Source organism: Bacillus sp. LUNF1, from assembly GCF_011008975.1.
Taxonomy (GTDB): Bacteria; Bacillota; Bacilli; order Bacillales; family Bacillaceae; genus Bacillus; species Bacillus velezensis.
Genome location: NZ_CP048876.1, coordinates 488,657 through 511,813 on the forward strand (window position 1 = coordinate 488,657; position 23,157 = coordinate 511,813).

Here is a 23,157-nt window from a genome sequence, read left to right on the forward strand (position 1 = left end):
ATGCTAGGAAGTGTATCGAATGAACACAGCATCCTTTTACAGAGAAACGTGGGCGGAAATCAACCTGTCCGCGATTAAAGAAAATGTCACGCATATGAAAAAACACATCGGGCAAAACGTCCATCTCATGGCGGTTGTAAAGGCGAATGCTTACGGCCACGGAGATTTGGAAGTTGGGAAAGCCGCGCTTGAAGCGGGTGCCTCTTGTCTTGCCGTAGCCATACTGGATGAAGCAATTTCATTGAGGAAACGGGGCATTACAGCGCCGATTCTCGTGCTTGGCGCCGTGCCGCCCGAATATGTACAAGCAGCTGCCGAGTATGACGTAACACTCACGGGGTATTCTGTTGAATGGCTTCAGGAAGCTGCGCGCCACCTCGGAAGTAAAACAGTGCCGTTTCATCTGAAAGTCGACACCGGCATGAACAGACTCGGAGTCAAAACGGAGGAAGAAATCCAAAGCGTGTTAAAAATCCTCAGCCAAAATCCCGGTTTAGTCTGTAAAGGCGTATTCACCCACTTTGCTACCGCGGATGAGAAAAACAGAGATTATTTCCTCTTCCAGTTTAACCGCTTTAAAAAATTGATCGCTCCGCTCCCTTTAAAAGAATTGATGGTGCACTGCGCGAACAGCGCTGCCGGACTTCGTCTTAAAAAAGGCTTCTTTAACGCGGTTCGTTTCGGCATCAGTATGTACGGGCTTCGTCCTTCTGCTGACATCCAAAGCGAAATTCCGTTTCATTTAAAACCGGCTTTTGCGCTGCACTCTGTTTTATCCCATGTGAAAAAGATCCGCAAAGGGGAAAGCGTCAGCTACGGCGCAACATATACGGCAGAGAAGGATCAATGGATCGGAACGGTCCCCATCGGCTATGCGGACGGGTGGCTCCGCAAGCTGAGCGGCACGTCTGTGCTGATCGGAGGCAAACGGATGAACATCGCGGGAAGAATCTGCATGGATCAATTGATGGTCGAATTAGATCAATCTTATCCGCCGGGCACCAAAGTCACCCTGATCGGCAGCCAGAAGGAAGAAACGATCACGATGGATGAAATCGCAGGGCGGCTTGAGACGATTAATTACGAGGTCCCTTGTACCATTAGTTCCCGCGTTCCCCGTATGTTTTTGGAAAATGAGAGTATAATGGAAGTAAGAAATCCTTTACTGCAAGATAATACAAACAAGTAGCCGTCATCCGGAAAAAGAGAATTTATAAAACAGCTTTGCTTGACGTTTGAATAATGGTATCATTATGTCTGGATGGATGTATTGGTCGTATCCGTAAGTTTGGTGGAGGTGTATGTTTTTTGTCTGAATCCAGCGCAAGAACCGAAATGAAAATCAGCTTGCCTGAAAACTTAGTAGCTGAATTGGATGGTGTAGCGATGCGGGAGAAACGAAGCAGAAACGAACTGATATCACAAGCAGTGAGAGCGTATGTCAGCGAACGGACAACTCGCCATAACCGTGATTTGATGAGACGCGGGTATATGGAAATGGCGAAAATCAACTTGAATATCTCTTCTGAGGCTCACTATGCTGAGTGCGAAGCAGAAACGACCGTTGAGCGCTTAGTCAGCGGAGGATAATCATTTTGATTGTAAAGCGCGGCGATGTTTATTTTGCTGATTTATCTCCTGTTGTTGGCTCAGAGCAAGGCGGCGTACGCCCGGTTTTAGTGATCCAAAATGATATCGGAAATCGCTTTAGCCCGACTGCTATTGTTGCAGCCATAACAGCCCAAATACAGAAAGCGAAATTACCAACCCACGTCGAAATTGATGCAAAACGCTACGGTTTTGAAAGAGATTCCGTTATTTTGCTGGAGCAAATTCGGACGATTGACAAGCAAAGATTAACGGATAAAATAACTCATCTGGATGATGAAATGATGGATAAGGTTGATGAAGCCTTGCAAATCAGTTTGGCACTCATTGATTTTTAGTCATATTTTGGTTGCTCATATGGAGCAACTTTTTTTGTTTTCGAAAAACATAAGCGCTATAATAAAGAGATAATCAAACAAAATTTGTTGTTTTGTGTCGGGAGGTCAGTGAAACCCATGTCGAATCAGAAAGTGTACCAGTTCATCATTGATCAGCATGATGAACTGCTTGATACTTGGACAGCCAAACTAAAAGAAGTAGGCAATCAGGAAGACTATCAGCTTACGAATCACATATGTGAAAATATTTGTAAAGACTATATAGACATTCTTTTATTATCGACTAAAAATGACGAGGCTACGGAAGAGCAGATCAGTGAACTCGCACTGCGCGCCGTTCAGCTCGGCCTGTCACTGAAACTTCTTTCAGCCACCCTGTCAGAGTTTTGGAAACTGCTTTACGAAACGATGGTCGACCTTAATATGGCCGATCAGGACAGAGCAGATTTGATTTTGGAAATAGACAGCTTTTTCAATCCGATCAACACGGAAATTTTAAATCAGTATTCTATCTCCTGGGAAAAGACGGTTACTTTGCAAAAAATCGCGCTTCAGGAATTGTCGGCTCCGCTGATCCCGGTATTTGAGCATGTAACGGTCATGCCGCTTGTCGGGACGATTGATACGGAGCGTGCAAAGCACATTATGGAAAATCTGTTAAACGGCGTCGTAAAGCACCGTTCACAGGTTGTATTAATTGATATCACGGGCGTGCCGGTCGTTGATACGATGGTGGCGCACCATATTATTCAGGCATCGGAAGCGGTGCGGCTTGTCGGCGCGAAATGCCTGCTCGTCGGAATCCGTCCGGAAATCGCGCAGACGATCGTTAATCTGGGAATTGATTTGTCGCAGGTTATTACGAAGAATACCCTTCAAAAAGGAATTCAAACAGCGCTTGAAATGACAAATCGAAAAATCGTTTCATTGGGGGAATAACATTGTGAGACATCCAAAAATCCCGATCCTGAAACTGTATAACTGCTTATTGGTATCCATCCAATGGGAACTTGACGACCAGACAGCTTTGCATTTTCAAGAAGATCTGCTGAACAAAATCTATGAAACCGGCGCAAACGGGGTCGTCATTGACCTGACATCCGTTGACATGATCGATTCATTTATCGCGAAAGTGCTCGGCGATGTCATCACCATGTCTAAATTGATGGGCGCAAAGGTCGTATTGACGGGAATTCAGCCTGCTGTGGCGGTCACATTGATTGAACTCGGAATCTCACTTGAGGAAATTGAAACAGCGCTCGATTTAGAGCAAGGGCTTGAGACATTGAAGCGGGAATTGGGGGAATAGCGATGAACGACCAATCCTGTGTGAAAATCATGACAGAATGGGATATCGTAGCCGCCAGACAGCTTGGCCGCAACGTTGCGAAGGAATTAGGCTTCGGCACGGTGGACCAGGCCAGAATCACGACGGCTATCTCAGAATTGGCCAGAAACATTTACTTATATGCAGGCAAGGGCCAGGTCAGCATAGAACAAGTAAACGACAGAGGGAAAAAAGGCCTTAAAATTATAGCAGAAGACAAAGGACCCGGAATCCCCGACATCCGTAAAGTGATGGAAGACGGCTTTTCAACGTCAGGCGGACTGGGAGCGGGCCTTCCGGGCGTCAAAAGGCTGATGGACGAATTCAGCCTGCAATCTGTTGCAGAGGAAGGAACAGAGATTCAAGCCGTGAAATGGCTTCGGTAGGAGGTTAGAACGTGGATTTCAGGGAGGTTATAGAGCAGCGGTATCATCAGCTGCTTAGCCGATATATAGCCGAATTAACAGAAACATCTTTATATCAAGCCCAAAAATTCAGCCGAAAAACGATTGAACATCAGGTTCCTCCGGAGGAGATCATCAGCATCCACCGAAAAGTAGTAAAGGAACTGTATCCGGATCTGCCGGAAGATGTTTTTCATTCGCTGGATTTTTTAATAGAAGTCATGATTGGCTACGGGATGGCTTATCAGGAACATCAAAGTCTGAGAGATATCCAGCAGGAGCTTCGTTCAGAAATTGAAATTGCCGCAAATGTTCAGCAGACGCTGCTTGGCACAAAAATTCCTGAAGAAGAAGATCTGGATATCGGGGCGATCAGCGTCCCCGCCAAACAGATGAGCGGGGACTATTATCACTTTGTCAAAGACAAGGAATCGATTAACATCGCGATAGCCGATGTCATCGGAAAAGGAATACCCGCCGCATTGTGCATGTCGATGATCAAGTATGCCATGGACTCTCTTCCGGAGACCGGCATTCACCCCTCCCAAGTGCTGAAAAATCTTAACCGCGTTGTAGAACAGAACGTGGACTCAAGCATGTTTATCACCATGTTTTACGCAAACTACAATACGAAAAATCACCAATTTACATATGCCTCTGCGGGGCATGAACCGGGCTTCTACTACTCTGAAAAAGAAAAAAAGTTTTATGATCTGGAGGCAAAAGGATTGGTGCTGGGAATTTCTCAGGATTTTGATTACAGCCAATATGAACAGCACATGGACGAAGGAGACATGATCGTTCTTTTTTCTGACGGCGTCACCGAATGCCGTACCGAAAACGGTTTCTTAGAACGCAGTGACATTCAGCGCATGCTGGAAGAACATATGGACTGCTCCGCGCAGGATATGGTCAAAAATATTTACGACAGCCTGCTGAGACTCCAGGACTTTCAGCTTCATGACGATTTTACGTTAATTGTTTTGAAAAGAAAGGTTTAAAAAAACAGCAGCACGGGTAAAAAGCCATTAGCACGAGTAAGGATAACTTTCAGAGGTGATACGATGAATTTAACGGTAGATATGAAGGAGAATCTTTCAGATATACAAATCAATATCGCTGGAGAAATCGATGTATACTCAGCTCCGGTGGTTCGTGAAAAGCTGATGCCCCTGGCAAACGAGGGGAAGGACATGAGAATCTGCTTAAAAGATGTAAATTATATGGACAGTACGGGTTTAGGCGTTTTTGTAGGCGTGTTTAAAACGGTGAGCAAGGAAGGCGGCTCTCTCAAGCTTGAGAATCTTTCCGACCGGCTCGTCCGTCTGTTTGAAATTACGGGGCTTAAGGACATCATCGACATTTCGGCAAAGTCAGAAGGTGGCGTGCAATGAGTACATCAGTTGATTATATAGAGATGAAAATTCCGGCTGAACCGGAATATGTAGGAATCGTCAGGCTTACGTTATCAGGTGTCGCAAGCAGAATGGGCTATACCTATGATGACATTGAAGATTTAAAAATCGCTGTCAGCGAAGCTTGTACAAACGCTGTCCAGCATGCATACAATGATGAAAATAAGGGAGAAGTATCCGTGCGGTTCGGTGTGTTTGAGGATCGGCTGGAGGTCATTGTCGCCGATCAGGGAGACAGCTTTGATTTTGATCAGAAGCAGCAGGATCTCGGGCCGTACACACCTTCGCACACAGTCGATCAATTGTCAGAAGGAGGGCTCGGTCTGTATTTAATGGAAACGCTCATGGATGAAGTCAAAGTTCAAAGCAACTCTGGCGTAACCGTGGCGATGACAAAGTATTTAAATGGGGAGCGAGTTGATCATGGCACAACCATCAAAAACTACGAAACTAACTAAAGATGAAGTTGATCGGCTCATACGCGACTTTCAAACACATGATAATAAAGAAGCCCAGGAAACACTCGTCGAGGTGTATACCAATCTCGTCGAAATGCTGGCAAAGAAATATTCAAAAGGAAAAAGCTTTCATGAAGACCTCCGCCAGGTCGGGATGATCGGACTTCTCGGAGCCATTAAACGGTATGATCCCGAGGTCGGCAAATCCTTTGAAGCATTTGCGATTCCGACCATCATCGGCGAAATCAAACGCTTCCTCAGAGATAAAACATGGAGCGTACACGTCCCGAGACGGATTAAAGAACTCGGGCCGCGCATTAAAATGGCGGTGGATCAGCTGACGACAGAGACGCAGCGGTCGCCGAAAGTCGAAGAAATCGCAGCCTTTCTCGATGTGTCAGAAGAGGAAGTGCTTGAAACGATGGAGATGGGAAAAAGCTATCAGGCGCTGTCTGTCGATCACAGCATCGAAGCGGATGCGGACGGAAGCACCGTCACAATTTTAGATATCGTCGGGTCGCAGGAGGAAGGATACGAACGCGTCAACCAGCAGATGATGCTCAAAAGCGTGCTTCATGTGCTGTCCGACCGCGAAAAACAGATTATCGATCTAACATTTGTGCAAAATAAAAGCCAAAAAGAAACAGGGGACATTCTCGGAATATCTCAAATGCACGTCTCGCGCCTGCAGCGGAAAGCGGTGAAAAAACTGAGAGAGGCCTTGATTGGAGATCCCTCCATGGAGCTAATGTAATGATTCAGGTTGAAGAAAATGAACATGTTCAAACTCTTGTATACCAATTAAATAAAGAAGGCAAGTCCATATGCGGCGACAGCTTTTTTATGAAGGCGAATGAAGAAGAATTAGTTTGCGCGGTAGCGGACGGTCTCGGCAGCGGATCTCTTGCCAACGAATCCTCGTCAGCCATTAAAGACATCGTGGAAACGTATGCGGATGAGGATGTGGAAAGCATCATTGAGCGCTGCAATCAAGCGATGAAAAACAAAAGAGGGGCGACTGCCTCCATCTTAAAAATCAATTTCATCAAAAGGGAATTGACATACTGCTCGATCGGCAATGTCCGTTTCTTCCTGCACTCCCCATCAGGCGAAGTCTTTCATCCGCTGCCGATTTCGGGTTACCTCTCAGGCAAACCGCAAAGATACAAAACGTATACGTCATCATACGAAAAAGGGGCGAGGTTCATCATCTACACGGATGGGCTTGAGGTTCCGCATATCCGCACCTGCTTAAAGCAGGGACACTCAATAGAAGATATATCAAAATCACTTCATCCGTACACAACATCCAGACGTGATGATTTGACCTATATTCTAGGGCAGCTTTTATCGTAAGGCTGCTTTTTTTATGTTCCGCCGTTTTTTGATACACTAGAGAAAGAATGAAGAGATGGAGGCTTTTGTGATATGGAAACGTTAGCCCTTTTGAAAAAACAAATTGCTGAAGAAACAGCGTTATCCCAAAAACATGTCGAAAGTGTCATCCGCCTGCTGGAAGACGGCAATACCGTCCCGTTTATTGCGCGGTACCGAAAAGAGCAGACCGGCTCAATGGACGAGGTGCAGATTCAGGCAATCTCCGAGCGGTGGCAATACATACAAAACCTGACGCAGCGGAAAGAAGAAGTCATCAGATTGATCTCTGAGCAGGACAAGCTGTCGGAAGGGCTGAAGCAAAAAATCGAACAAGCGGTCAAGCTTCAGGAAGTCGAGGATTTATACCGTCCCTTCAAACAAAAACGGAAAACAAAAGCCACCGTCGCCAAAAGCAAAGGCCTTGAACCGCTTGCGGACTATATTCTTTCTCTCCCGAAAGAAAACCGCCTTCACGACATCGCTGATCAATATATCAGTGCAGAAAAAGAAGTCGCTTCAAGAGAGGAGGCCATTGAAGGCGCGAAGCACATCATAGCCGAACAAATCTCGGATGATCCTCATTTCAGAAAGTGGATTCGCCAGGAAACGTATAAAAAAGGAATTCTCACTTCCGCGGCAGGCAAGTCAGCCGCAGATGACGAGAAAAACGTCTATGAAATGTACTACGAGTACGCAGAGCCGATCCAAAAGGTCGTTCCTCACAGAGTGCTTGCGATGAACCGCGGTGAAAAAGAAGGCATTTTAAAGATTGCGATCGAACCGCCCGCCGATCAGATAAAAGCTTATTTAGAAAAGCAAATCATCAAACACCGTGAAACGCCTGTGAAAGAAACGCTGAAAGAAGCCATTGAGGACAGTTACAAACGTCTGATCCAGCCGGCTATTGAGCGCGATATCCGCAAAGAGCTGTCAGAAAAAGCAGACGCGCAGGCGATTCATATTTTCGCTGAAAACCTGCGTAAGCTCCTGCTGCAGCCGCCGATGAAGGGGAAAGTTGTGCTCGGCGTCGATCCGGCCTTCCGTACGGGGTGCAAACTGGCAGTTGTTGATGAGACGGGAAAAGTGCTGAAAATCGACGTCATTTACCCGCACGCTCCCGTAAAAAAGACAGCGGAAGCCCGGAAAAAAATCAAAGAATTGCTGGACCGGTACGAAGTCGAGGTTGTGGCGATCGGAAACGGCACGGCATCACGGGAGACAGAGCAATTCGTCGTTGATGTGCTGAAAGAAACAGAGCGGGACATTTATTATGTCATCGTCAATGAGGCCGGAGCAAGCGTGTATTCCGCGTCAGAAATCGCCCGTGAAGAATTTCCGGATTTTCAGGTCGAAGAGCGCAGCGCCGTCTCCATCGCGCGGAGGTTGCAGGACCCGCTGGCCGAGCTTGTGAAAATTGATCCTAAATCCGTCGGCGTCGGACAATACCAGCATGATGTCAGCCAAAAGCATTTAAATGAATCACTCCGTTTTGTCGTAGAGACCGTCGTCAACCAAGTCGGGGTGAATGTCAATACAGCATCAGCCGCGCTGCTTCAATATGTAGCCGGGTTATCCAAAACCGTTGCCGGTAATATCGTTAAAAAAAGGGAAGAGCTCGGAAAATTTACAAATCGCAAAGAGCTGAAAGAAATCCCGCGTCTCGGCGCAAAAACATATGAACAGTGCATCGGCTTTTTGAGAGTGCCTGGGGGACCGGAGCCGCTCGACCGCACCGGGATACACCCGGAAAGCTATAAAGAGACAAAGGCGCTGCTCAAAAAACTGCAGCTCACTGCGGATCAGATCGGAAGCGCGGACGCAAAAGAGAAAATAAGCGCACTGCCGCTGTCTGAAACGGCTGAAGAGCTTGGTATAGGGGAAATTACGCTTGCGGATATTTGCGGGCAGCTGACAAGGCCGGAGCGAGATCCTCGTGACGAAGTGCCGAAGCCTTTGCTGAAAAAAGACGTTCTGCAGCTTGAGGATTTAAAGGAAGGAATGGAATTGCAGGGCACCGTCCGCAACGTTGTAGACTTCGGAGCTTTCGTCGATATCGGCGTCAAACAGGACGGGCTTGTGCACATTTCAAAACTGAGCAATCAATACGTCAAACATCCTCTCGACGTCGTATCGGTCGGGGACATCGTCACCGTATGGGTCGAAGGGGTGGACGTGCAAAAAGGCAGAGTGTCGCTGTCTATGGTAAAATAAAAGCACTGCTTACGAGCAGTGTTTTTTTCTGTAGAAATACCAGCACTGGTTCAGCAGTTTGATTTGGTAATTGTCCTTTTCTAAAAACGCTTTTTGCATTTGTTTCATCAGCCAATTCGGCATGGCTCATTCCTCCTCAGCTTTTAGTTAGAGGTCGGTTTTAACTCATTGTATGCGAACGGTGAATTGTCCCGTTCAATGTTTTTAAAGCGGGGTGCACTTATGGATAACGAACAACTTCAAAAGCTGACGGAAGACATCTCTGCACAAGATTTCGGAAAACCGTTCCGTCACCGGGCCTTTTTCAATGACCGGCTGAAAACGACAGGCGGGCGGTACATGCTGTCTTCCCATAACATCGAATTAAACCGAAAATATCTTCTCGAACACGGGCAGAGCGAGCTGGAAGGAATCATTAAACACGAGCTGTGCCATTACCACCTTCACCTTGAAGGAAAAGGGTACAAGCACAGAGACAAGGACTTCAGAGAACTGCTTCAGAAAGTCGGAGCGCCGAGATTCTGCACGCCGCTGCAAACCAAAAAGCCACAAAAGAAAACATATATGTATAGATGCGCGGCCTGCGGCCAACAGTATATAAAGAAGCGGGCAATGAACCCGGAAAGATATGCCTGCGGAAAATGCAGAGGGAAAATCAAAAGAATTTTTTAAAAAGGCTTGACTCATTTTAATGTTCTATGTTAAATTATAAAAGTCGTTGAGAGACAACGACACTTTCTCAAAAAAATAAATGTTGCTTCTTGACACAATATGTCGCATCATTTATAATAAAGAAAGTCTGATTATTCCACAGTAGCTCAGTGGTAGAGCTATCGGCTGTTAACCGATCGGTCGCAGGTTCGAATCCTGCCTGTGGAGCCATATGGAGAAGTACTCAAGTGGCTGAAGAGGCGCCCCTGCTAAGGGTGTAGGTCGCGTAAGCGGCGCGAGGGTTCAAATCCCTCCTTCTCCGCCAGATAAGTTCTCAACCAGACGGCCCGTTGGTCAAGCGGTTAAGACACCGCCCTTTCACGGCGGTAACACGGGTTCGAATCCCGTACGGGTCACCATTTACCTTCGTTGGGCTATAGCCAAGCGGTAAGGCAACGGACTTTGACTCCGTCATGCGTTGGTTCGAATCCAGCTAGCCCAGCCATTTTATTTAAAAATTTTGATTCACTTTTAGAGCGAGCCATTAGCTCAGTTGGTAGAGCATCTGACTTTTAATCAGAGGGTCGAAGGTTCGAGTCCTTCATGGCTCACCACTTGTCACGCGGGTGTGGCGGAATTGGCAGACGCGCTAGACTTAGGATCTAGTGTCTTACGACGTGGGGGTTCGAGTCCCTTCACCCGCACTTTATTTTCAAAGTGCTGATCATCATCACTAGCTTATATGCTTAGTGGAAAGACAGCTTCATAGCACGCGGTCGTGGCGGAATGGCAGACGCGCTAGGTTGAGGGCCTAGTGGGTGAATAACCCGTGGAGGTTCAAGTCCTCTCGGCCGCATCTCAATAATACCAAGGGTTTAACTACCTTTGGTATTATTTTTTTATGTATAAAATGCAACCCTGTAGAAAATTTTATCATTAACCACATAGTAAACTTCCTTTGGAATTCGGTTATTTTGTAATAGACGATTAGAAACAAGAAGAGATAAATTAGAAATGAAGGTCATCCTCATTTAACCTCAATTGTGGTAGAATTGATCTAAAATAACATGGAGGATTTATGAAATTATGGATGATCTAGCAAGATTGATTTGTGGTGACTATGCTCAACATAAATCAATTGAAAGTCTGTATGATGTACTCTTTAATAATATAAAAAACATGGAAACAAGAATTAATGTTTTGCTAACTAATGATAGTGATGATTTGACCTTATTAGGCCCTTTTTATGCAAGAAACATATTGGAATCTTCATGTTCAGCTTTAATAGGAAGATTTGATCCTTTTAGATTGATTTACGTGCACAAAATTCAATCTTTAGATAGCTATAGTATTGGTAAGAAATCAAGTGGAGCGATAAATTGGAATGGTGATGTTTTTGAAAAAAAATCAAACGGTGCTATATGGAACCCAGATAAAGAATTTCAAAAGGTAGGGCGAGGCCTCTTTGGAGATGCATATGGTGATACATTTTGGAATCCTGCTTATCAGATGTTGATTGATGATGAGACCATTCAAGATGATGAATCATTAGATTATTACCGAAGTTCAGTTGACCCAGATAAATTCACAGAGTTTTTAAGAACACGATCGTCTAAAATTTATTCATCCCTTTCCAAGGGGGTACATAGTGAATTTTTGATTAAACCAGAAATAATATATGATAAATCAACTGTAGTCGAATTATTATTAGATGCTGTGAAATTTTGTTCTATTATTGGACTTGTTAGTCATTATATAGACTCTTGTATTTGTCGTTTGCCTTATGATAACGCTTTTGTAATCTATCAAAAATTATATAATTGGGTGGAGAATCATTATGAGTGATTTATTTGATAGCAAATTAATATTGGCAGCAGAAGATTTTCCAGATGAAGAGTTTCGTAAATATCATACTTTTTCTAAGTACGAAAATAAAATTATAAGAAAATTAATAGCTCATGGACCGGTACTTATAAGGGGAGGGCGAGGAAGTGGAAAAAGTGCATTATTAAAAGAAGCTTATTTTAGATCGAATGAAGGAGATCTCTCTGAAAATGTTCTGGGAGTTTATGTGAGCGTTAGGCACCTTCCCTTACTTAGGGCAGAAGGGAAAGATTATGAAGATATATTTTGTAAGTTACTAATAGATAAAATAAGAATTGCTATTGACAAGTATATAGATATTCCTGTTGATGATTTCAGTCCTGCTTCAGAGATCGGGACTATTCAAAGTGAACTTACGAATCTATCTGAGAAAATTGAAAAACGTATAATACTGTTTTTCGATGATGCTGCACATATAGGTAGAGAAACATCTTTAAAAGAATTTTTTGATATCTTCAGAACTTTATCAAGCAATACTATTTCATGTAAAGCGACTATTTATCCAGGTGTTACAGAGTTCGGTTCTAGATTTGATTTGCTTAATGATGCAACAGTAATAGATATTTCACGGAATGAGGAAAACCCATCTTTTACGTCATTCTTTAAGGAAATATTAGAAAGGCGGTATTCAAATTCCTCGCTTCAAGAGTTCTTAAAAGTTTCTATTGAGGATTTTTCGGGATTTGTTGGTAGAGCAGTTACGGGTAATGTTAGAGCATTTATTTATGCAATTAATCACATTATTGAAATATCGGAAGAACATGAAGTAATTGGGCTCCGTGAAATTGAAGCAACATTAAAACATTTAGCAACAGAATACTACTGGCCCTTACTTGAAGAATTAGAACCGAAGCTTGGAAAATATGAACCCTTAATAAGGCCTACTAGAGAGCTTACAGAGACGTTATATAAAGAAGTTAGTTACTTTGTGGACAGGCCGGGGTATGGTCCTTCTTGTTTAATTCATCGAGATGTAATTGAACGGCTAAAAAAACTTTTCGAAATAATGGAGTATGCTGGTTTTATTGTAAAACGAGATTCATCCAGAGCAATGAAAAGTGGTGGAAGAGGAACTAGGTATATTTTGAATTTATCAAGTTTGTTGGAAGTTATCCCGGGGAATAGACTCACGACGGATTTATTCAAAAAATGGAATAGTATAGAAAAGGAATATCCTCAAATATATAAACGAGGTGTATTAGATAATATAATTCTTCCTGAATTAAAAGGAAATGGGTCTCTAGGGATTTTAGAAAAACCAATCTCTGTGCTTAAAAAATCAAATGCATATCCGTATGGCTTAACTTCTAGAAGAATAGAAATTTTAGAGAGTAGTAACTTCAAAACAGTTGGGGATTTAGCTGACGCGAATGATGATCAAATACTAGAATTAGAGAGAATTGGAGACCACTGGTTAGGTCGAATAAAAAGTGTTGTTGGGCAAGCTATTTGGATGTAATTTATATTGGTGAGTGGGTCGGAAAACCCAACCTCTATCTTAAATATTTCCCATTTAAAAAGAAGAGTAGGCAAGTTGCTACTCTTCATCTTTTTATCCACTATCTTGTGCTATTTGTGAGAGAATAAATAACCATAAGAAAAGGCAGCTGAACAATGCCCTAAAGGGATTTTTCAGCAGAAAATTTTTGTTTTGATGGATAAAATAAGAAAATGCGTGGATGCTAACCATGAAAAAGGTTTGTTTATCAGTGACGCTTTCAGTAAGAATTGAATATTTTTTATTCTCTTCAAAGAACTTTTTCACTCCAGAGTAATTCACATTTAACCTCACATACATTTAATTTTGGTTTGCAATTCATCGATCTTATTAAGTTCATACTCATAATCACAGTTTTCTTCTAAAACAAAATTCATAGTTTCAAAGAAACTTTTCGCATTCTTTAAAAGTGATTCAAAAAAATCAAGTTTCGGTAGTAATACTTTTTGTTTTTGGTCAATTTCAAATAACAACATATCATTCGATATTGATTTCATTTTCAATAGAAGGGGTTGATCTGGAAAATAAGTTTCGCTTTTTCCCGTTTCAATAGCTTCTTCAATTAGATTTAAAAAATAAGCCCACAATTGGTCAACCAAGTCCCACATAGTGACATCAAGCAAATCTTGTTCACCATATTTTAAAATAATCGCCCCACATAAATAGTAAGAGTCTAACTGTGGTTTTATGCTCTTTAGTCCCTCTATATTGTTAAGGGGGACAAAGTAATCGTTAACATTCTTTTTTAAGACTGAAAGATCCTTTATCTTCTTATTTGGCTTGAGAATTAATGATTGTATATAAAACATTCTTACCTCTCCTATTTTTCCGGATAGAATTGACCTACTCTTCCTTTTTGAAAGCCTACAACATATTGCTGACCCTTATACGTTCCTCTAATTTGATAACTGAATTTTGTTCCTTTTTGTACTAACTCTTCACGGTTTTGTTTCATGATTGATTCTATCGCATCTGCAACATCGCTAACAGTCATCTCTTTATTGAGAAAAGATTGACGAGACTTAACTGAACCATCCCATAAACTAGGATGATGGCGCTCTAAAATATGCTTCATTCCACGTTTATCAATGAGAAATGATTGTCCTCCAAAAATGTATTTCCTGCTTTGAAAAGTCTCTAATTCGTTTACAACTTCATGCGGCTTTGCTTTTTTTATACCATGTGTAGCAGACTGGTTCTTAAAAACTTCAAGTGCAGAGTTTTTATAACTCTCCCCATCAATTGTGTTGAAAGGAAAAGTCCCTGAACCGCCAGCCATTGCATATTGTTGTTCAAAAACATTTGGTATTTTAACGTATTCAATCCCTTTTTTTATTCCTGTTTTTGAAACTTCAAGTGTCTTAATTGCAGCAAATTTTGAACCGGCTTTTGCAACTTTGGATACTTTATCAATACCCTTTGGACCAACTATTGCAAGAACAACAGTGCTGCCGACATAGGACACCCATTTTGCCCTGCTGTAGCTATCTCCATTAATCATATCACGTTGGAAAGTGTCTTCTATGTCTTTTGCTATGATCTTATAAGTATCGATTGGATGTAAGACGGCGTTCACCGTTCCAGAAAGCGTTTCAATAGGGTGCATTGCAAGTTGATAGAGACCCATCACGGTATCTTTACCTGCTTCATACATTCCAACTGCAATACCTTTTCCGATTTCGGCTTTTTGTTGAAGTTCTTCGAGCTGGCGGAAATAAACTTTTTGGTCAGGCTCCAAATTTTCGTATCCAATTTTTTCAGCAATTTTTAAATACTCGTCAGGATCTGTTACATTTACAAGCTGTTTTTTCAAATCTTTAATTTCGCGTTGTTTAGCTTCCTCTTTTTTGAGCTTTAAATAAGCTTCAGACCGCTTTTCGATATCGCCTTTTTTCTTATGTATGTCACTCTCGCGATAAGCCTTGGCATTATAATGTATAGGTGAAGCGTTTTTGCCCCTACCTGTTGACTCCTGTAACTTTTGAAAGTCTGCTTTAATAAATTGTTCGTTAGGTTCAGTCATTGCATATTCAGTTTTTAAGTTCTCGTCTGTATCGCCTATTTTCTCAATAGTTTTTTTTCGTTTGTTTTCGGCGGACGAGAGCTCATCCTTAAAAGCCTCTGTTGAAAATAAATCAAGTGGAAGAATGTCATCAATATCACTCAGTATATCTTTCATTGCTTTCTTCTGCTCGGACATAATTGCTTGTGATTTTCTATATGCGTTTGCCAGTTCGTGTTCTAAGAAGGATTCTTCGATATATGCATCAGATAAGCTGGCATCTTCCAGAATACCGGAGATGCTAGTAAGGAAAGCGATTTTCATATCAATTAAATCAATCCATTGATCAGCTACACCGGTGTGATCGTGAAAAAATGCTTTAATATTGTTTGCTCCCTTCCCAGAGAACTCACTATCATCAAGATCAGCAACTGCCGTAAAGGCTTTTCTTAAATTAATCATTTGATTTTTCAACTCTTTATAATCGTTTGCTCGGTTTTCAGCTTCAGATAACAAAGACTTTGCTTCAAATACTTTCATTGGACAATCCTTTCAGTAAGTTTATATCTAAATATTACCATGGATAGGATGTGAAGTTCGAAAAAATTGTTGAAGAAGAGGTAATGAATTGAACGTAATGAGATTTCGAGAAGTGGGGAATTAAGGGGGTTTTTTTTCTCACCAATTATTAACCATAATTCATTCAAACCTATAGAAATGATGTAATGTGGTGTTAGAAAGTGTAATGAAAACAAGCTTTCATAATCAGTGATACGGATTTACAATGTTGAGGGCCCAGCGGGTGAGTAACCCGTGGAGGTACAAGTCCTCTCGGCCGCATCTCAATGATACCAAGGGTTATAGAGATCCTTGGTATTTTTTTGTGCTTATTTTTAAATGATCTACTGCCCACAAACTGCCCGCTTACCTAAAGTAAGTCATTTGCAGTAGACATCGCACAAATATTTTCATTATTTATAGATAGTTACTAATGCCTCAAACTCCAATTTGCAAAAGCAGAGAAAGTGCTGCTAAGCATGGAAGAAAACCAAGACTTCGAGGAAAATGTTTGCTGATGTTGAAAATTTTTCGATTGAAGTCGCTGATTATTTTCATGAACGAGGAAGCTTAATGCTTTCTACGAAAATTAAAAAAGGGGAGATGATTGATGAAAATCAGCCGGTGTCTATTGGCTGCAGTGATTTTAGGTAGTGTGTTTTCAATAACTTATTGCAAAGTGATCAAAATACTCAAACTATCTGGACAATACTTTGCTTGGTCTTATTTGTCGATAGTCGCCGTAACGAAAGCACTAAACAACACATTAAAGAGATTCTTTTGATATGACGGACACATATGACAGTTTGCGATTGTCAAAATTCAATGTTTAATCTTTGTTCAACTTACCAAGTTCAGTTAAAAATTTGTTAAAATTGTGATAAATGTATGAAAGGATTAAATGTTCATATCGAAACATTTGGATTACAGGGAAAGGGAAACAAATACATGTCGATTTACCAAAAATAAAACCATTACCTAAGAAATGTTTCTTTATTTCCAGCTGGATTTAAAAAATAATTTTGTTAGGTGTCATGCAATAAATTCAATTGTCGGTGATTGGCCTGTTTAAATGCATCCATTATTTCATACCCGGTGCTACTTATTTCTGTTGTAGTCTGTATACTGATTAATAGGTAAAGAAAGTCGAAAAGGTATACGAAATTCTTCATACAAATTAAAGTTTTGAATGAAAGAGCAGGATTACTCCTGCTCTTTTTCTTTCTAATTGGGCTGGATTAAACGCAGACGGTTATTCCTTGGGAAAAACAAAAAAATTTCTTCTATCCATTGACTAGCTGGGCTTTAGCCGGGTTTCTATCACCCTGTTGGGCTTGTCAGATTTTAAAAAGATATGGTACGTTTATAGTGTTTTGTTTCACCTGATTGTGGGGTAATAAAGATAGAATCAGTAAATAATTCTAAGGAACGACCTCAATCTTATAATAAACATATTGGAAGACGGAAGAACTAAAATAAAGGTTTAGGATACTTTGAAGAAATAAAATTTTTTTTGATTGTGATAATATTCACAATAGAGCTGTATTAAGGGGAATCATTTCTCCAAATATTCTGCAGAAAATACCAACCACAGCCCACGGATATATCACTAACCGCTTTGGCTGGTATTATCTGTTGGATGTTTCTCTTTTTGTTGCTTTTTGTATTATTTTTAGTCCAATCGGCAAAAATAAGTTAAGGAAACCAGCGAAAACACTTAATTTCATCCTTCTTTCCTGGTTTACAATGTTATTTGGCTGATATGGATATTAGTCGAGTCTTTTAAGGTACAGTTGAACCAATCATCCACTATGCCGTTAGCTCTCCATCAGGTGAAACAGAAACCCCCAGACTTTTAGAGAAGCATTACGCTATACATTCTGGGACTGCGTGCTTGGACCGTTTATACGCTTGTATAATGTGGATTTGATAATTAAGGAGTCGATATTATTAAATGAAGTTTAACAAGAAAAAAATTAACGTTGTAGACATTCAAAAAGCGAAGAAAAGCGTGTTTGCTACAGGGATAGGAAACGCGATGGAATGGTTTGATTTTGCTTTATATTCTTATTTGGCAGTTATTATTAGTAAAAACTTTTTCAGTCCAGTTCAAAACGATGAATTAAAGTTAATATTTACTTTTGCTACATTTGCAATTGCCTTTTTGCTTAGACCGGTAGGCGGAATTATTTTTGGTAAAGTTGGTGACAAATTTGGTCGGAAAATAGTATTAACAATTACTATTTTAATGATGGCTTTATCTACTTTAATAATTGGTGTGCTTCCTACCTATGATCAGATTGGTGTATGGGCCCCTATATTATTACTCTTAGCTCGTATTCTGCAAGGTTTTTCTGTGGGTGGAGAGTACGCTGGTGCAATGGTATATATCGCAGAATCTTCTCCAGATAATAAGCGTATAAGGTTAGGCAGCGGTTTAGAAATCGGCACATTATCTGGTTATATAGTAGCTTCTGTTTTAGTTACAGTACTTTTCTGGACTTTATCTGATGTTCAAATGAATAGTTGGGGATGGAGAATTCCTTTCTTCTTAAGTATTCCAATAGGATTATTTGGTTTATATTTGAGAAGTCATTTAGATGAATCACCAATCTTTGAAAATGACATCTCTGAAAACCAAGAACAACAACCCGGTTTATTAGAAGTCATTAAAACATATAAAAAAGATATCTTTTTATGTATCGTATTTGTGGCGTTTTTCAATATAACCAATTACCTATTGTTAGGTTATATGCCTTCTTATTTAGATGAGAACCTTGGTATAAGTGATAATATAAGTACACCGGTTACAGCAATTGTATTGATTATTATGGTACCGTTCGCTTTAACTTTCGGTAAACTAGGAGATAAATTAGGAAATAAAAAAGTTATATCAATTGGATTAGTATTAGGAATTGTATTTTCGATTATCTCTTTTCAATTTCTTAATATGGGGAATATAACATTCTTATTTATAGGACTTTTAATGTTAGGTATTGTATTATCTGTATACGAAGGCACTATGCCAGGATCTTTACCTACGTTGTTCCATACTGACATTAGATATCGTACATTATCCTGGACATTCAACTTATCAGTTTCTATTTTTGGTGGAACAACACCTTTAGTTGCTTCTTGGTTAACCCATGTGACAAGAAACAATTTGGCGCCGGGTTTCTATTTATTAGCAGTTAGTTTAATTGGCTTAATAGTTGTGTTAACCTTATTTAAAGATACTTCAGGTAAATCTTTAAAAGGTTCTTACCCAACAGTTGCTTCTAAGGCTGAGTTTCAAGAAGCTGTTGAAAATCCAAAAGATGCACTGTGGTGGAAAATGGAACAAACAGAAAAGGAATGAAAAAAACATCCATTTAATTGACCGGCTACTCGAAATACAGACTCAGAATAAGCTGGGATTATCCGAGCAGCAAGAACTGCAGCTCTTTTATATTCTGGAGGGCTTACTGCTTTGCAAAAGCAGCGTTGCTATTCTCGATCGTCATTATTTTATTGGTTGTGTCCTAATAATAAAACATTGACGCAAGAACGAAGAGATATTAAAAGGTCCGAGCAATACAGCAAAATAAGAAGCAAGAAGCTTTGTTATGCCAGTTCTTCTCCCGAAGGAGAGCTGGCTTTTTATTTTCTATATGGGGTCCAAAGCAGAAAACGAGAACTTGTACGTTAATCACAGTATTTGGTTCTTCTTGTTTTATGGGAGAAGGAAAAAATATCTGTTAAAGGTTTAGGCGAAGAATTATATCTAGACTCCGGAACATTAACTCCAGTTTTAAAACGACTTGAGGAGCGAGGTCTTATTATAAGAGAGCGTTCAAAAGAGGACGAACGAAGTGTAATTATTACGTTAACAACTGAAGGGAATGAGTTTAAAGAAAAAGTCACAATGATACCTAATGCAGTATTTGATAAAACCGGTTGTAATGAAGAAGAAATTAAAAGTTATAACAAGGAAATTCGTAATTTACTTAACATGCTGACAACTGAGCAATAGTTTTATGAATATAGATGGCGGGCCCAGCGGGTGAATAACCCGTGGAGGTTCAAGTCCTCTCGGCCGCATCAATGATACCAAGGGTTTTGACACCCTTGGTATTTTTTGTTTATAGAAACTTATCTGTTACTGTCCACTTACTTATAGTAGGTCGTATGATTTGTCAGTCACCTTCATCCTTCTGCTGACTGCGTGCGGCGGTAGTAAATATGATAATGATTAATGAAGTGATGAAGCAGGAGAAGAAAGTCAGAAAAGAAATGCGAGCAGATTCAGATGAGCACAAAAGAGATAACGCCATAATTCGTGTATATGATGACGGGAAATATATTCAACTTGTGTTTTATCAGCCAGAAGAAAGTTCTCGTAGGCTGACTGCTTATTCTTATTATGAGAAGCTTGGAGATTCTTATGAGGAAATGGCACATATGCCGGGTGATGGTGATGGCGACCGCCTTGGTCTTTATAAGAAAACACCTGATTATAAAGAGGTTAAAGGCAAGGAAACAAAAACAATGTGCTTGTTCATTCCTGATAGGGGAACAATTGTTTTACCGTTAAGTTGTTGTGTGAGAGCCAGTATGTTAAAATGCTACGTAGATTTAATAATAAAGTTTAGATTCTAGGAGATTTATTTATGAAGTTGGATGAATTCACCATCGGGCAGGTTTTTCAAACTAAATCTTTTGAATTAACAAAAGAGAATATAATGAATTTTGCAGAAGTGTATGACCCACAATACATGCATTTAAATGAAGAAAAAGCAAAAATGGGCAGATTTAATGGAATTATTGCTTCTGGAATACAAACGTTATCTATTACTTTTAAGCTTTGGATTGAAGAAGGGCGTCATGAAGACGATATTATTGCTGGGACAGGAATGAATAATATAAAATTCCTAGCACCCGTTTACCCTAATGATAGACTGAACACTATTGTTAAGGTTATTGATAAAAAACCAAATAAAAGCCAGACGGGGATACTTACTGTATTGTTATCTACCTATAATCAGAAAGAGGAAAAAGTGTTTGAAGGTGAGTTATCAGTATTAATTAAACGCTAAATGACCTTTGTGGCATATCATCGTCACCTTTCATTTTTTATAGATGTCTGGATGAAATGAGCAATCATCTTAATTAATTGAGTGGACTTTGAGTCTGCTCTTTTTTATTTGTTCAACCCATGTCAAGAAACAAAGGACTAACAATAACGAAAAAATCATCTCGTAAATACGAATTTAAACATTGCTGCCTTGAAGTTTTTGCATATTCCTCTGTACCATTGCACCGGATGAATATCTATAATGAGCGTTCTATCCTTCGATGTTATGTTTCCTTTTTACTTTTTGGTTTTGTCAGTTCAAAGCTGTACTTTACCATGTCATGGATTTGGTGCTCTGGGAGTCCCTCATCTAAGGTAAGAGTATTCCAATGCTCCTTGTTCATATGGTATCCGGGCTTGATTTCTTCAAAAAGACCACGTAGAAAATCAGCCCTTTCAGGTTCGCATTTAAGGTTGACACATAAGTGTTCGTCGCGAGTGAAGATAAGTGCAAATATTTTCTTATTCCCTTTGTGACGAATTGCAGTCCAACCATCTCCGAAAGGATGGTCTTCATAAGAGTTTGGAAAGGTTAGGCAGTAATCTTTTATTCCATCATAATTCATTATCAATTCACCCCATACCTCATTATTTTTATATACAGAACATATTCGTTCAAACTAAGATTTGCGGTTTCTTTTATACCAATCCGAGATTTCCTCAAGTCTTTGTTTGAACTTAGCTTCTGAACCTTGAGTTGTTGGATAGTAATACTCACGCCCTATTAAAGAATCTGGCATCGTCTGCATTGTCGTTAATTTTTCCTCTGTATCATGAGCATATTTATATCCCTTACCGTAATCTAAATCTTTCATCAAAAGGAGCAGACTTTATGTCTGCTCTTTTTTTGTTCATGAAAAAGCCATTTTTTTATTCCCAGTCTGATAAAAGATTTTCTGTGAAATCATTTAGCAATTATTGGTCAATTTTTCTTTTTCAATAATATCCTTTACCACATCCTCAATTGTGATATGCCCAAGAGCTTTTTCCAAGGCAGATTGGGCGATTTCAAATATTGGACCAATTGTACTTTGAATGTTCCGGCCTACAGGACATTGAGGATTGGGATTTTCATGTATACTAAACAATTCTTTATCTTGAACAACATTAACTGCTCTATAAACATCAAGTAAGGTGATTTCAGTTAAATCCTTCGCTAATTCAGCTCCTGCAATACCTGGCCGAACATTTACTAAACCTGCTTTTTTCAGCATCCCCATAATTTTTCTTATGAAGGCGGGATTTGTATTTACACTTCCAGCTAAAAATTCAGAAGTGCTAATTCCGTCTTCATTTATTTCAATAAGAGCCAATATATGAATTCCTACAGCAAAACGGCTGCTAATAGACATGATTTCTTCACCATCCTAATTACATTACACTCTTTATAGTACACTTGTAACTGAATGTATTACAAGTTCTTTTACTCTAATATGCTCAATTAACAAGATGATAAAAGTATTGACAAATAAATAAGGTGTAACTAAAATTATTACATGTAATCAATATGGTTACATTTAAAATTTTGAATGATTAGGAGGACTTTAAATTGAAAATTGGAATCATTGGTGCAACCGGAAAAGCTGGAAGTCTTATCTTGAAAGAAGCGGTAAGCAGGGGACATGAAGTAACTGCAATTGTAAGAGATGCTGCAAAACTTAAAGAGGAAAAGATTTCAATCATTGAAAAAAATATAATTGATCTTACATCGGATGATCTAAAAAAGTTAGATGTAATAGTTAATGCCTTCGGTGCTCCATTAGGAGAAGAACAGGCACATGTAGATGCTGGCCGGGCATTAATTAGGGCATTAAAAGGAACGGGTACAAGAGCTGTAATTGTAGGTGGAGCAGGGAGTCTTTATGTAGACGAAAATAAAACTGTCAGTGTAATGGATACACCTGATTTCCCGGAGATTTTTATTCCAACAGCTAAAGGGCAAGGTCGTAACTTGCAAGAACTAAAGGAAACTTCTGATATTAACTGGACATTTATCAGTCCTTCAGCGGTATTTGACCCAGACGGGAAAAGAACTGGATTTTATCAGTCGGGAAAAGATCATCTTCTTGTGAATTCGAAAGGCGAAAGTTATATCAGCTATGCAGACTATGCAATTGCAGTATTGGATGAAATCGAAAATCCAAAACATATAAATGAACGCTTTACAGTGGTTGGAGAAGCTGAATAAGTGATTGAGTAGAAACAAAGGGGTACCATTAGTGTCATCGCTAATGGTATTTTCCTTCTAAGAATGTACGGAGACATTGAAAACTTTGCAATCAGAGTAGCGGATTACTTTTATGAAAAAGGGGT

At 40.1% G+C, this 23,157-nt stretch carries 25 protein-coding genes, 7 tRNA genes and 5 pseudogenes; 31 read left to right on the forward strand and 6 right to left on the reverse strand.

The features are described 5' to 3' along the window. Positions 1-19 precede the first annotated feature (19 nt). From alr to G4O42_RS02545, 12 genes are all read left to right on the forward strand, one after another. On the forward strand, positions 20-1,189 hold the full coding sequence (gene alr / locus G4O42_RS02490) for an alanine racemase (RefSeq protein ID WP_032873001.1): 1,170 nt from the start codon (positions 20-22) through the stop codon (positions 1,187-1,189). Positions 1,190-1,308: 119 nt separating this feature from the next. Beyond that, on the forward strand, positions 1,309-1,590 hold the full coding sequence (gene endB / locus G4O42_RS02495) for a type II toxin-antitoxin system antitoxin EndoAI (RefSeq protein WP_003156188.1): 282 nt from the start codon (positions 1,309-1,311) through the stop codon (positions 1,588-1,590). Between the two features lie 5 nt (positions 1,591-1,595). After that, positions 1,596-1,946 carry a type II toxin-antitoxin system endoribonuclease NdoA gene (gene ndoA / locus G4O42_RS02500; protein ID WP_003156187.1) on the forward strand — a complete coding sequence of 117 codons (351 nt, stop codon included), beginning with the start codon at positions 1,596-1,598 and terminating at the stop codon, positions 1,944-1,946. A gap of 117 nt (positions 1,947-2,063) precedes the next feature. Next, on the forward strand, positions 2,064-2,885 hold the full coding sequence (locus G4O42_RS02505) for an STAS domain-containing protein (RefSeq protein WP_003156182.1): 822 nt from the start codon (positions 2,064-2,066) through the stop codon (positions 2,883-2,885). 4 nt (positions 2,886-2,889) lie between these two features. Beyond that, entirely contained in the window at positions 2,890-3,255 is a 366-nt protein-coding gene (gene rsbS / locus G4O42_RS02510) for an RsbT antagonist protein RsbS (protein WP_003156180.1), read from the forward strand. Positions 3,256-3,257: 2 nt separating this feature from the next. After that, entirely contained in the window at positions 3,258-3,659 is a 402-nt protein-coding gene (locus tag G4O42_RS02515; RefSeq protein WP_003156178.1) for an anti-sigma regulatory factor, read from the forward strand. 11 nt (positions 3,660-3,670) lie between these two features. Beyond that, positions 3,671-4,678 (forward strand): PP2C family protein-serine/threonine phosphatase, encoded by a 1,008-nt coding sequence (locus G4O42_RS02520; protein ID WP_007609589.1) that lies wholly within the window; start codon positions 3,671-3,673, stop codon positions 4,676-4,678. Between the two features lie 63 nt (positions 4,679-4,741). Continuing rightward, positions 4,742-5,071, forward strand: coding sequence for an anti-sigma factor antagonist RsbV (gene rsbV / locus G4O42_RS02525; protein ID WP_003156176.1), 330 nt, complete (start codon positions 4,742-4,744; stop codon positions 5,069-5,071). Then, complete coding sequence (gene rsbW, locus G4O42_RS02530; protein WP_007609591.1) at positions 5,068-5,550, forward strand: anti-sigma B factor RsbW; 483 nt, start codon at positions 5,068-5,070, stop codon at positions 5,548-5,550. Before rsbV ends, rsbW begins: the two co-directional genes overlap by 4 nt. After that, positions 5,516-6,304, forward strand: a complete 789-nt coding sequence (sigB, locus tag G4O42_RS02535) for an RNA polymerase sigma factor SigB (RefSeq protein WP_032873003.1) — start codon at positions 5,516-5,518, stop codon at positions 6,302-6,304. The genes rsbW and sigB overlap by 35 nt, the downstream gene beginning before the upstream one ends. Then, positions 6,304-6,906 carry a phosphoserine phosphatase RsbX gene (rsbX, locus tag G4O42_RS02540; RefSeq protein WP_007410234.1) on the forward strand — a complete coding sequence of 201 codons (603 nt, stop codon included), beginning with the start codon at positions 6,304-6,306 and terminating at the stop codon, positions 6,904-6,906. The genes sigB and rsbX overlap by 1 nt, the downstream gene beginning before the upstream one ends. A 72-nt stretch (positions 6,907-6,978) precedes the next feature. After that, complete coding sequence (locus tag G4O42_RS02545) at positions 6,979-9,138, forward strand: Tex family protein (protein WP_032873005.1); 2,160 nt, start codon at positions 6,979-6,981, stop codon at positions 9,136-9,138. A 9-nt stretch (positions 9,139-9,147) separates the two neighbouring features. On the opposite strand, the gene cmpA is transcribed toward G4O42_RS02545, so the two are convergent. After that, positions 9,148-9,261 carry a cortex morphogenetic protein CmpA gene (gene cmpA / locus G4O42_RS02550; protein WP_003156164.1) on the reverse strand — a complete coding sequence of 38 codons (114 nt, stop codon included), beginning with the start codon at positions 9,259-9,261 and terminating at the stop codon, positions 9,148-9,150. 99 nt (positions 9,262-9,360) lie between these two features. On the opposite strand from cmpA, the gene G4O42_RS02555 reads away from it, so the two are divergent. The 10 genes from G4O42_RS02555 (at position 9,361) to G4O42_RS02600 (ending at position 13,132) form a co-directional block, all read left to right on the forward strand. Beyond that, positions 9,361-9,810, forward strand: a complete 450-nt coding sequence (locus tag G4O42_RS02555) for a SprT family protein (RefSeq protein WP_029326211.1) — start codon at positions 9,361-9,363, stop codon at positions 9,808-9,810. A 135-nt stretch (positions 9,811-9,945) separates the two neighbouring features. Further along, positions 9,946-10,020: transfer RNA gene (locus tag G4O42_RS02560), tRNA-Asn, on the forward strand. Positions 10,021-10,023: 3 nt separating this feature from the next. After that, a tRNA-Ser gene (locus G4O42_RS02565) sits at positions 10,024-10,114 on the forward strand. Positions 10,115-10,133: 19 nt separating this feature from the next. Next, positions 10,134-10,208: transfer RNA gene (locus tag G4O42_RS02570), tRNA-Glu, on the forward strand. An 11-nt stretch (positions 10,209-10,219) separates the two neighbouring features. Beyond that, positions 10,220-10,294: transfer RNA gene (locus G4O42_RS02575), tRNA-Gln, on the forward strand. Positions 10,295-10,327: 33 nt separating this feature from the next. Further along, positions 10,328-10,403 (forward strand) — tRNA-Lys (locus G4O42_RS02580). 8 nt (positions 10,404-10,411) lie between these two features. Further along, positions 10,412-10,493 (forward strand) — tRNA-Leu (locus G4O42_RS02585). A 68-nt stretch (positions 10,494-10,561) separates the two neighbouring features. Further along, positions 10,562-10,645, forward strand: a tRNA-Leu gene (locus G4O42_RS02590). 230 nt (positions 10,646-10,875) lie between these two features. Next, positions 10,876-11,634 carry a hypothetical protein gene (locus tag G4O42_RS02595; RefSeq protein WP_032873007.1) on the forward strand — a complete coding sequence of 253 codons (759 nt, stop codon included), beginning with the start codon at positions 10,876-10,878 and terminating at the stop codon, positions 11,632-11,634. Next, positions 11,627-13,132, forward strand: a complete 1,506-nt coding sequence (locus tag G4O42_RS02600) for a P-loop NTPase family protein (protein ID WP_032873009.1) — start codon at positions 11,627-11,629, stop codon at positions 13,130-13,132. The genes G4O42_RS02595 and G4O42_RS02600 overlap by 8 nt, the downstream gene beginning before the upstream one ends. A 329-nt stretch (positions 13,133-13,461) precedes the next feature. Here G4O42_RS02600 and G4O42_RS02605 read toward each other — a convergent pair whose 3' ends face one another. Both G4O42_RS02605 and G4O42_RS02610 read right to left on the reverse strand, forming a co-directional pair. Continuing rightward, positions 13,462-13,980 (reverse strand): hypothetical protein, encoded by a 519-nt coding sequence (locus G4O42_RS02605; RefSeq protein ID WP_032873014.1) that lies wholly within the window; start codon positions 13,978-13,980, stop codon positions 13,462-13,464. Between the two features lie 11 nt (positions 13,981-13,991). Beyond that, complete coding sequence (locus G4O42_RS02610) at positions 13,992-15,713, reverse strand: ribonuclease YeeF family protein (protein ID WP_032873017.1); 1,722 nt, start codon at positions 15,711-15,713, stop codon at positions 13,992-13,994. A gap of 516 nt (positions 15,714-16,229) precedes the next feature. Between G4O42_RS02610 and G4O42_RS02615 the strand changes: the two are divergent. From G4O42_RS02615 to G4O42_RS02645, 8 genes and pseudogenes are all read left to right on the forward strand, one after another. After that, positions 16,230-16,385 (forward strand): annotated as a pseudogene (locus tag G4O42_RS02615) (tetratricopeptide repeat protein); the annotation flags it as partial. Then, positions 16,363-16,427 (forward strand): annotated as a pseudogene (locus G4O42_RS20200) (phosphatase RapI inhibitor PhrI); the annotation flags it as partial. The pseudogenes G4O42_RS02615 and G4O42_RS20200, both read left to right, overlap by 23 nt. Further along, positions 16,424-16,564, forward strand: a pseudogene (locus G4O42_RS02620) (IS1595 family transposase); the annotation flags it as partial. The pseudogenes G4O42_RS20200 and G4O42_RS02620, both read left to right, overlap by 4 nt. Positions 16,565-17,237: 673 nt before the next feature. Next, positions 17,238-17,647: pseudogene (locus G4O42_RS02625) on the forward strand (BCCT family transporter); the annotation flags it as partial. A gap of 38 nt (positions 17,648-17,685) precedes the next feature. Then, positions 17,686-19,089 carry an MFS transporter gene (locus G4O42_RS02630; RefSeq protein WP_032873021.1) on the forward strand — a complete coding sequence of 468 codons (1,404 nt, stop codon included), beginning with the start codon at positions 17,686-17,688 and terminating at the stop codon, positions 19,087-19,089. A gap of 339 nt (positions 19,090-19,428) precedes the next feature. After that, a complete protein-coding gene (locus tag G4O42_RS02635; protein WP_072588824.1) occupies positions 19,429-19,743 on the forward strand; it encodes a MarR family winged helix-turn-helix transcriptional regulator in 315 nt (104 codons plus the stop codon). A gap of 160 nt (positions 19,744-19,903) precedes the next feature. Further along, positions 19,904-20,255 (forward strand): annotated as a pseudogene (locus G4O42_RS02640) (cystatin-like fold lipoprotein); the annotation flags it as partial. Between the two features lie 125 nt (positions 20,256-20,380). Next, positions 20,381-20,806: a MaoC family dehydratase gene (locus G4O42_RS02645; protein WP_032873026.1), complete on the forward strand. Its 426-nt coding sequence runs from the start codon at positions 20,381-20,383 to the stop codon at positions 20,804-20,806. 262 nt (positions 20,807-21,068) lie between these two features. On the opposite strand, the gene G4O42_RS02650 is transcribed toward G4O42_RS02645, so the two are convergent. The 3 genes from G4O42_RS02650 to G4O42_RS02660 form a co-directional block, all read right to left on the reverse strand. Beyond that, positions 21,069-21,410, reverse strand: a complete 342-nt coding sequence (locus tag G4O42_RS02650) for an MmcQ/YjbR family DNA-binding protein (RefSeq protein ID WP_012116882.1) — start codon at positions 21,408-21,410, stop codon at positions 21,069-21,071. Positions 21,411-21,464: 54 nt separating this feature from the next. Beyond that, positions 21,465-21,659 (reverse strand): AAA family ATPase, encoded by a 195-nt coding sequence (locus G4O42_RS02655; RefSeq protein WP_045555027.1) that lies wholly within the window; start codon positions 21,657-21,659, stop codon positions 21,465-21,467. A gap of 93 nt (positions 21,660-21,752) precedes the next feature. Continuing rightward, positions 21,753-22,196, reverse strand: coding sequence for an Rrf2 family transcriptional regulator (locus G4O42_RS02660; RefSeq protein WP_015239220.1), 444 nt, complete (start codon positions 22,194-22,196; stop codon positions 21,753-21,755). A gap of 197 nt (positions 22,197-22,393) precedes the next feature. Between G4O42_RS02660 and G4O42_RS02665 the strand changes: the two genes are divergently transcribed. Further along, a complete protein-coding gene (locus G4O42_RS02665) occupies positions 22,394-23,032 on the forward strand; it encodes an NAD(P)-dependent oxidoreductase (RefSeq protein ID WP_014416975.1) in 639 nt (212 codons plus the stop codon). The last annotated feature ends 125 nt before the right edge of the window (positions 23,033-23,157 follow it).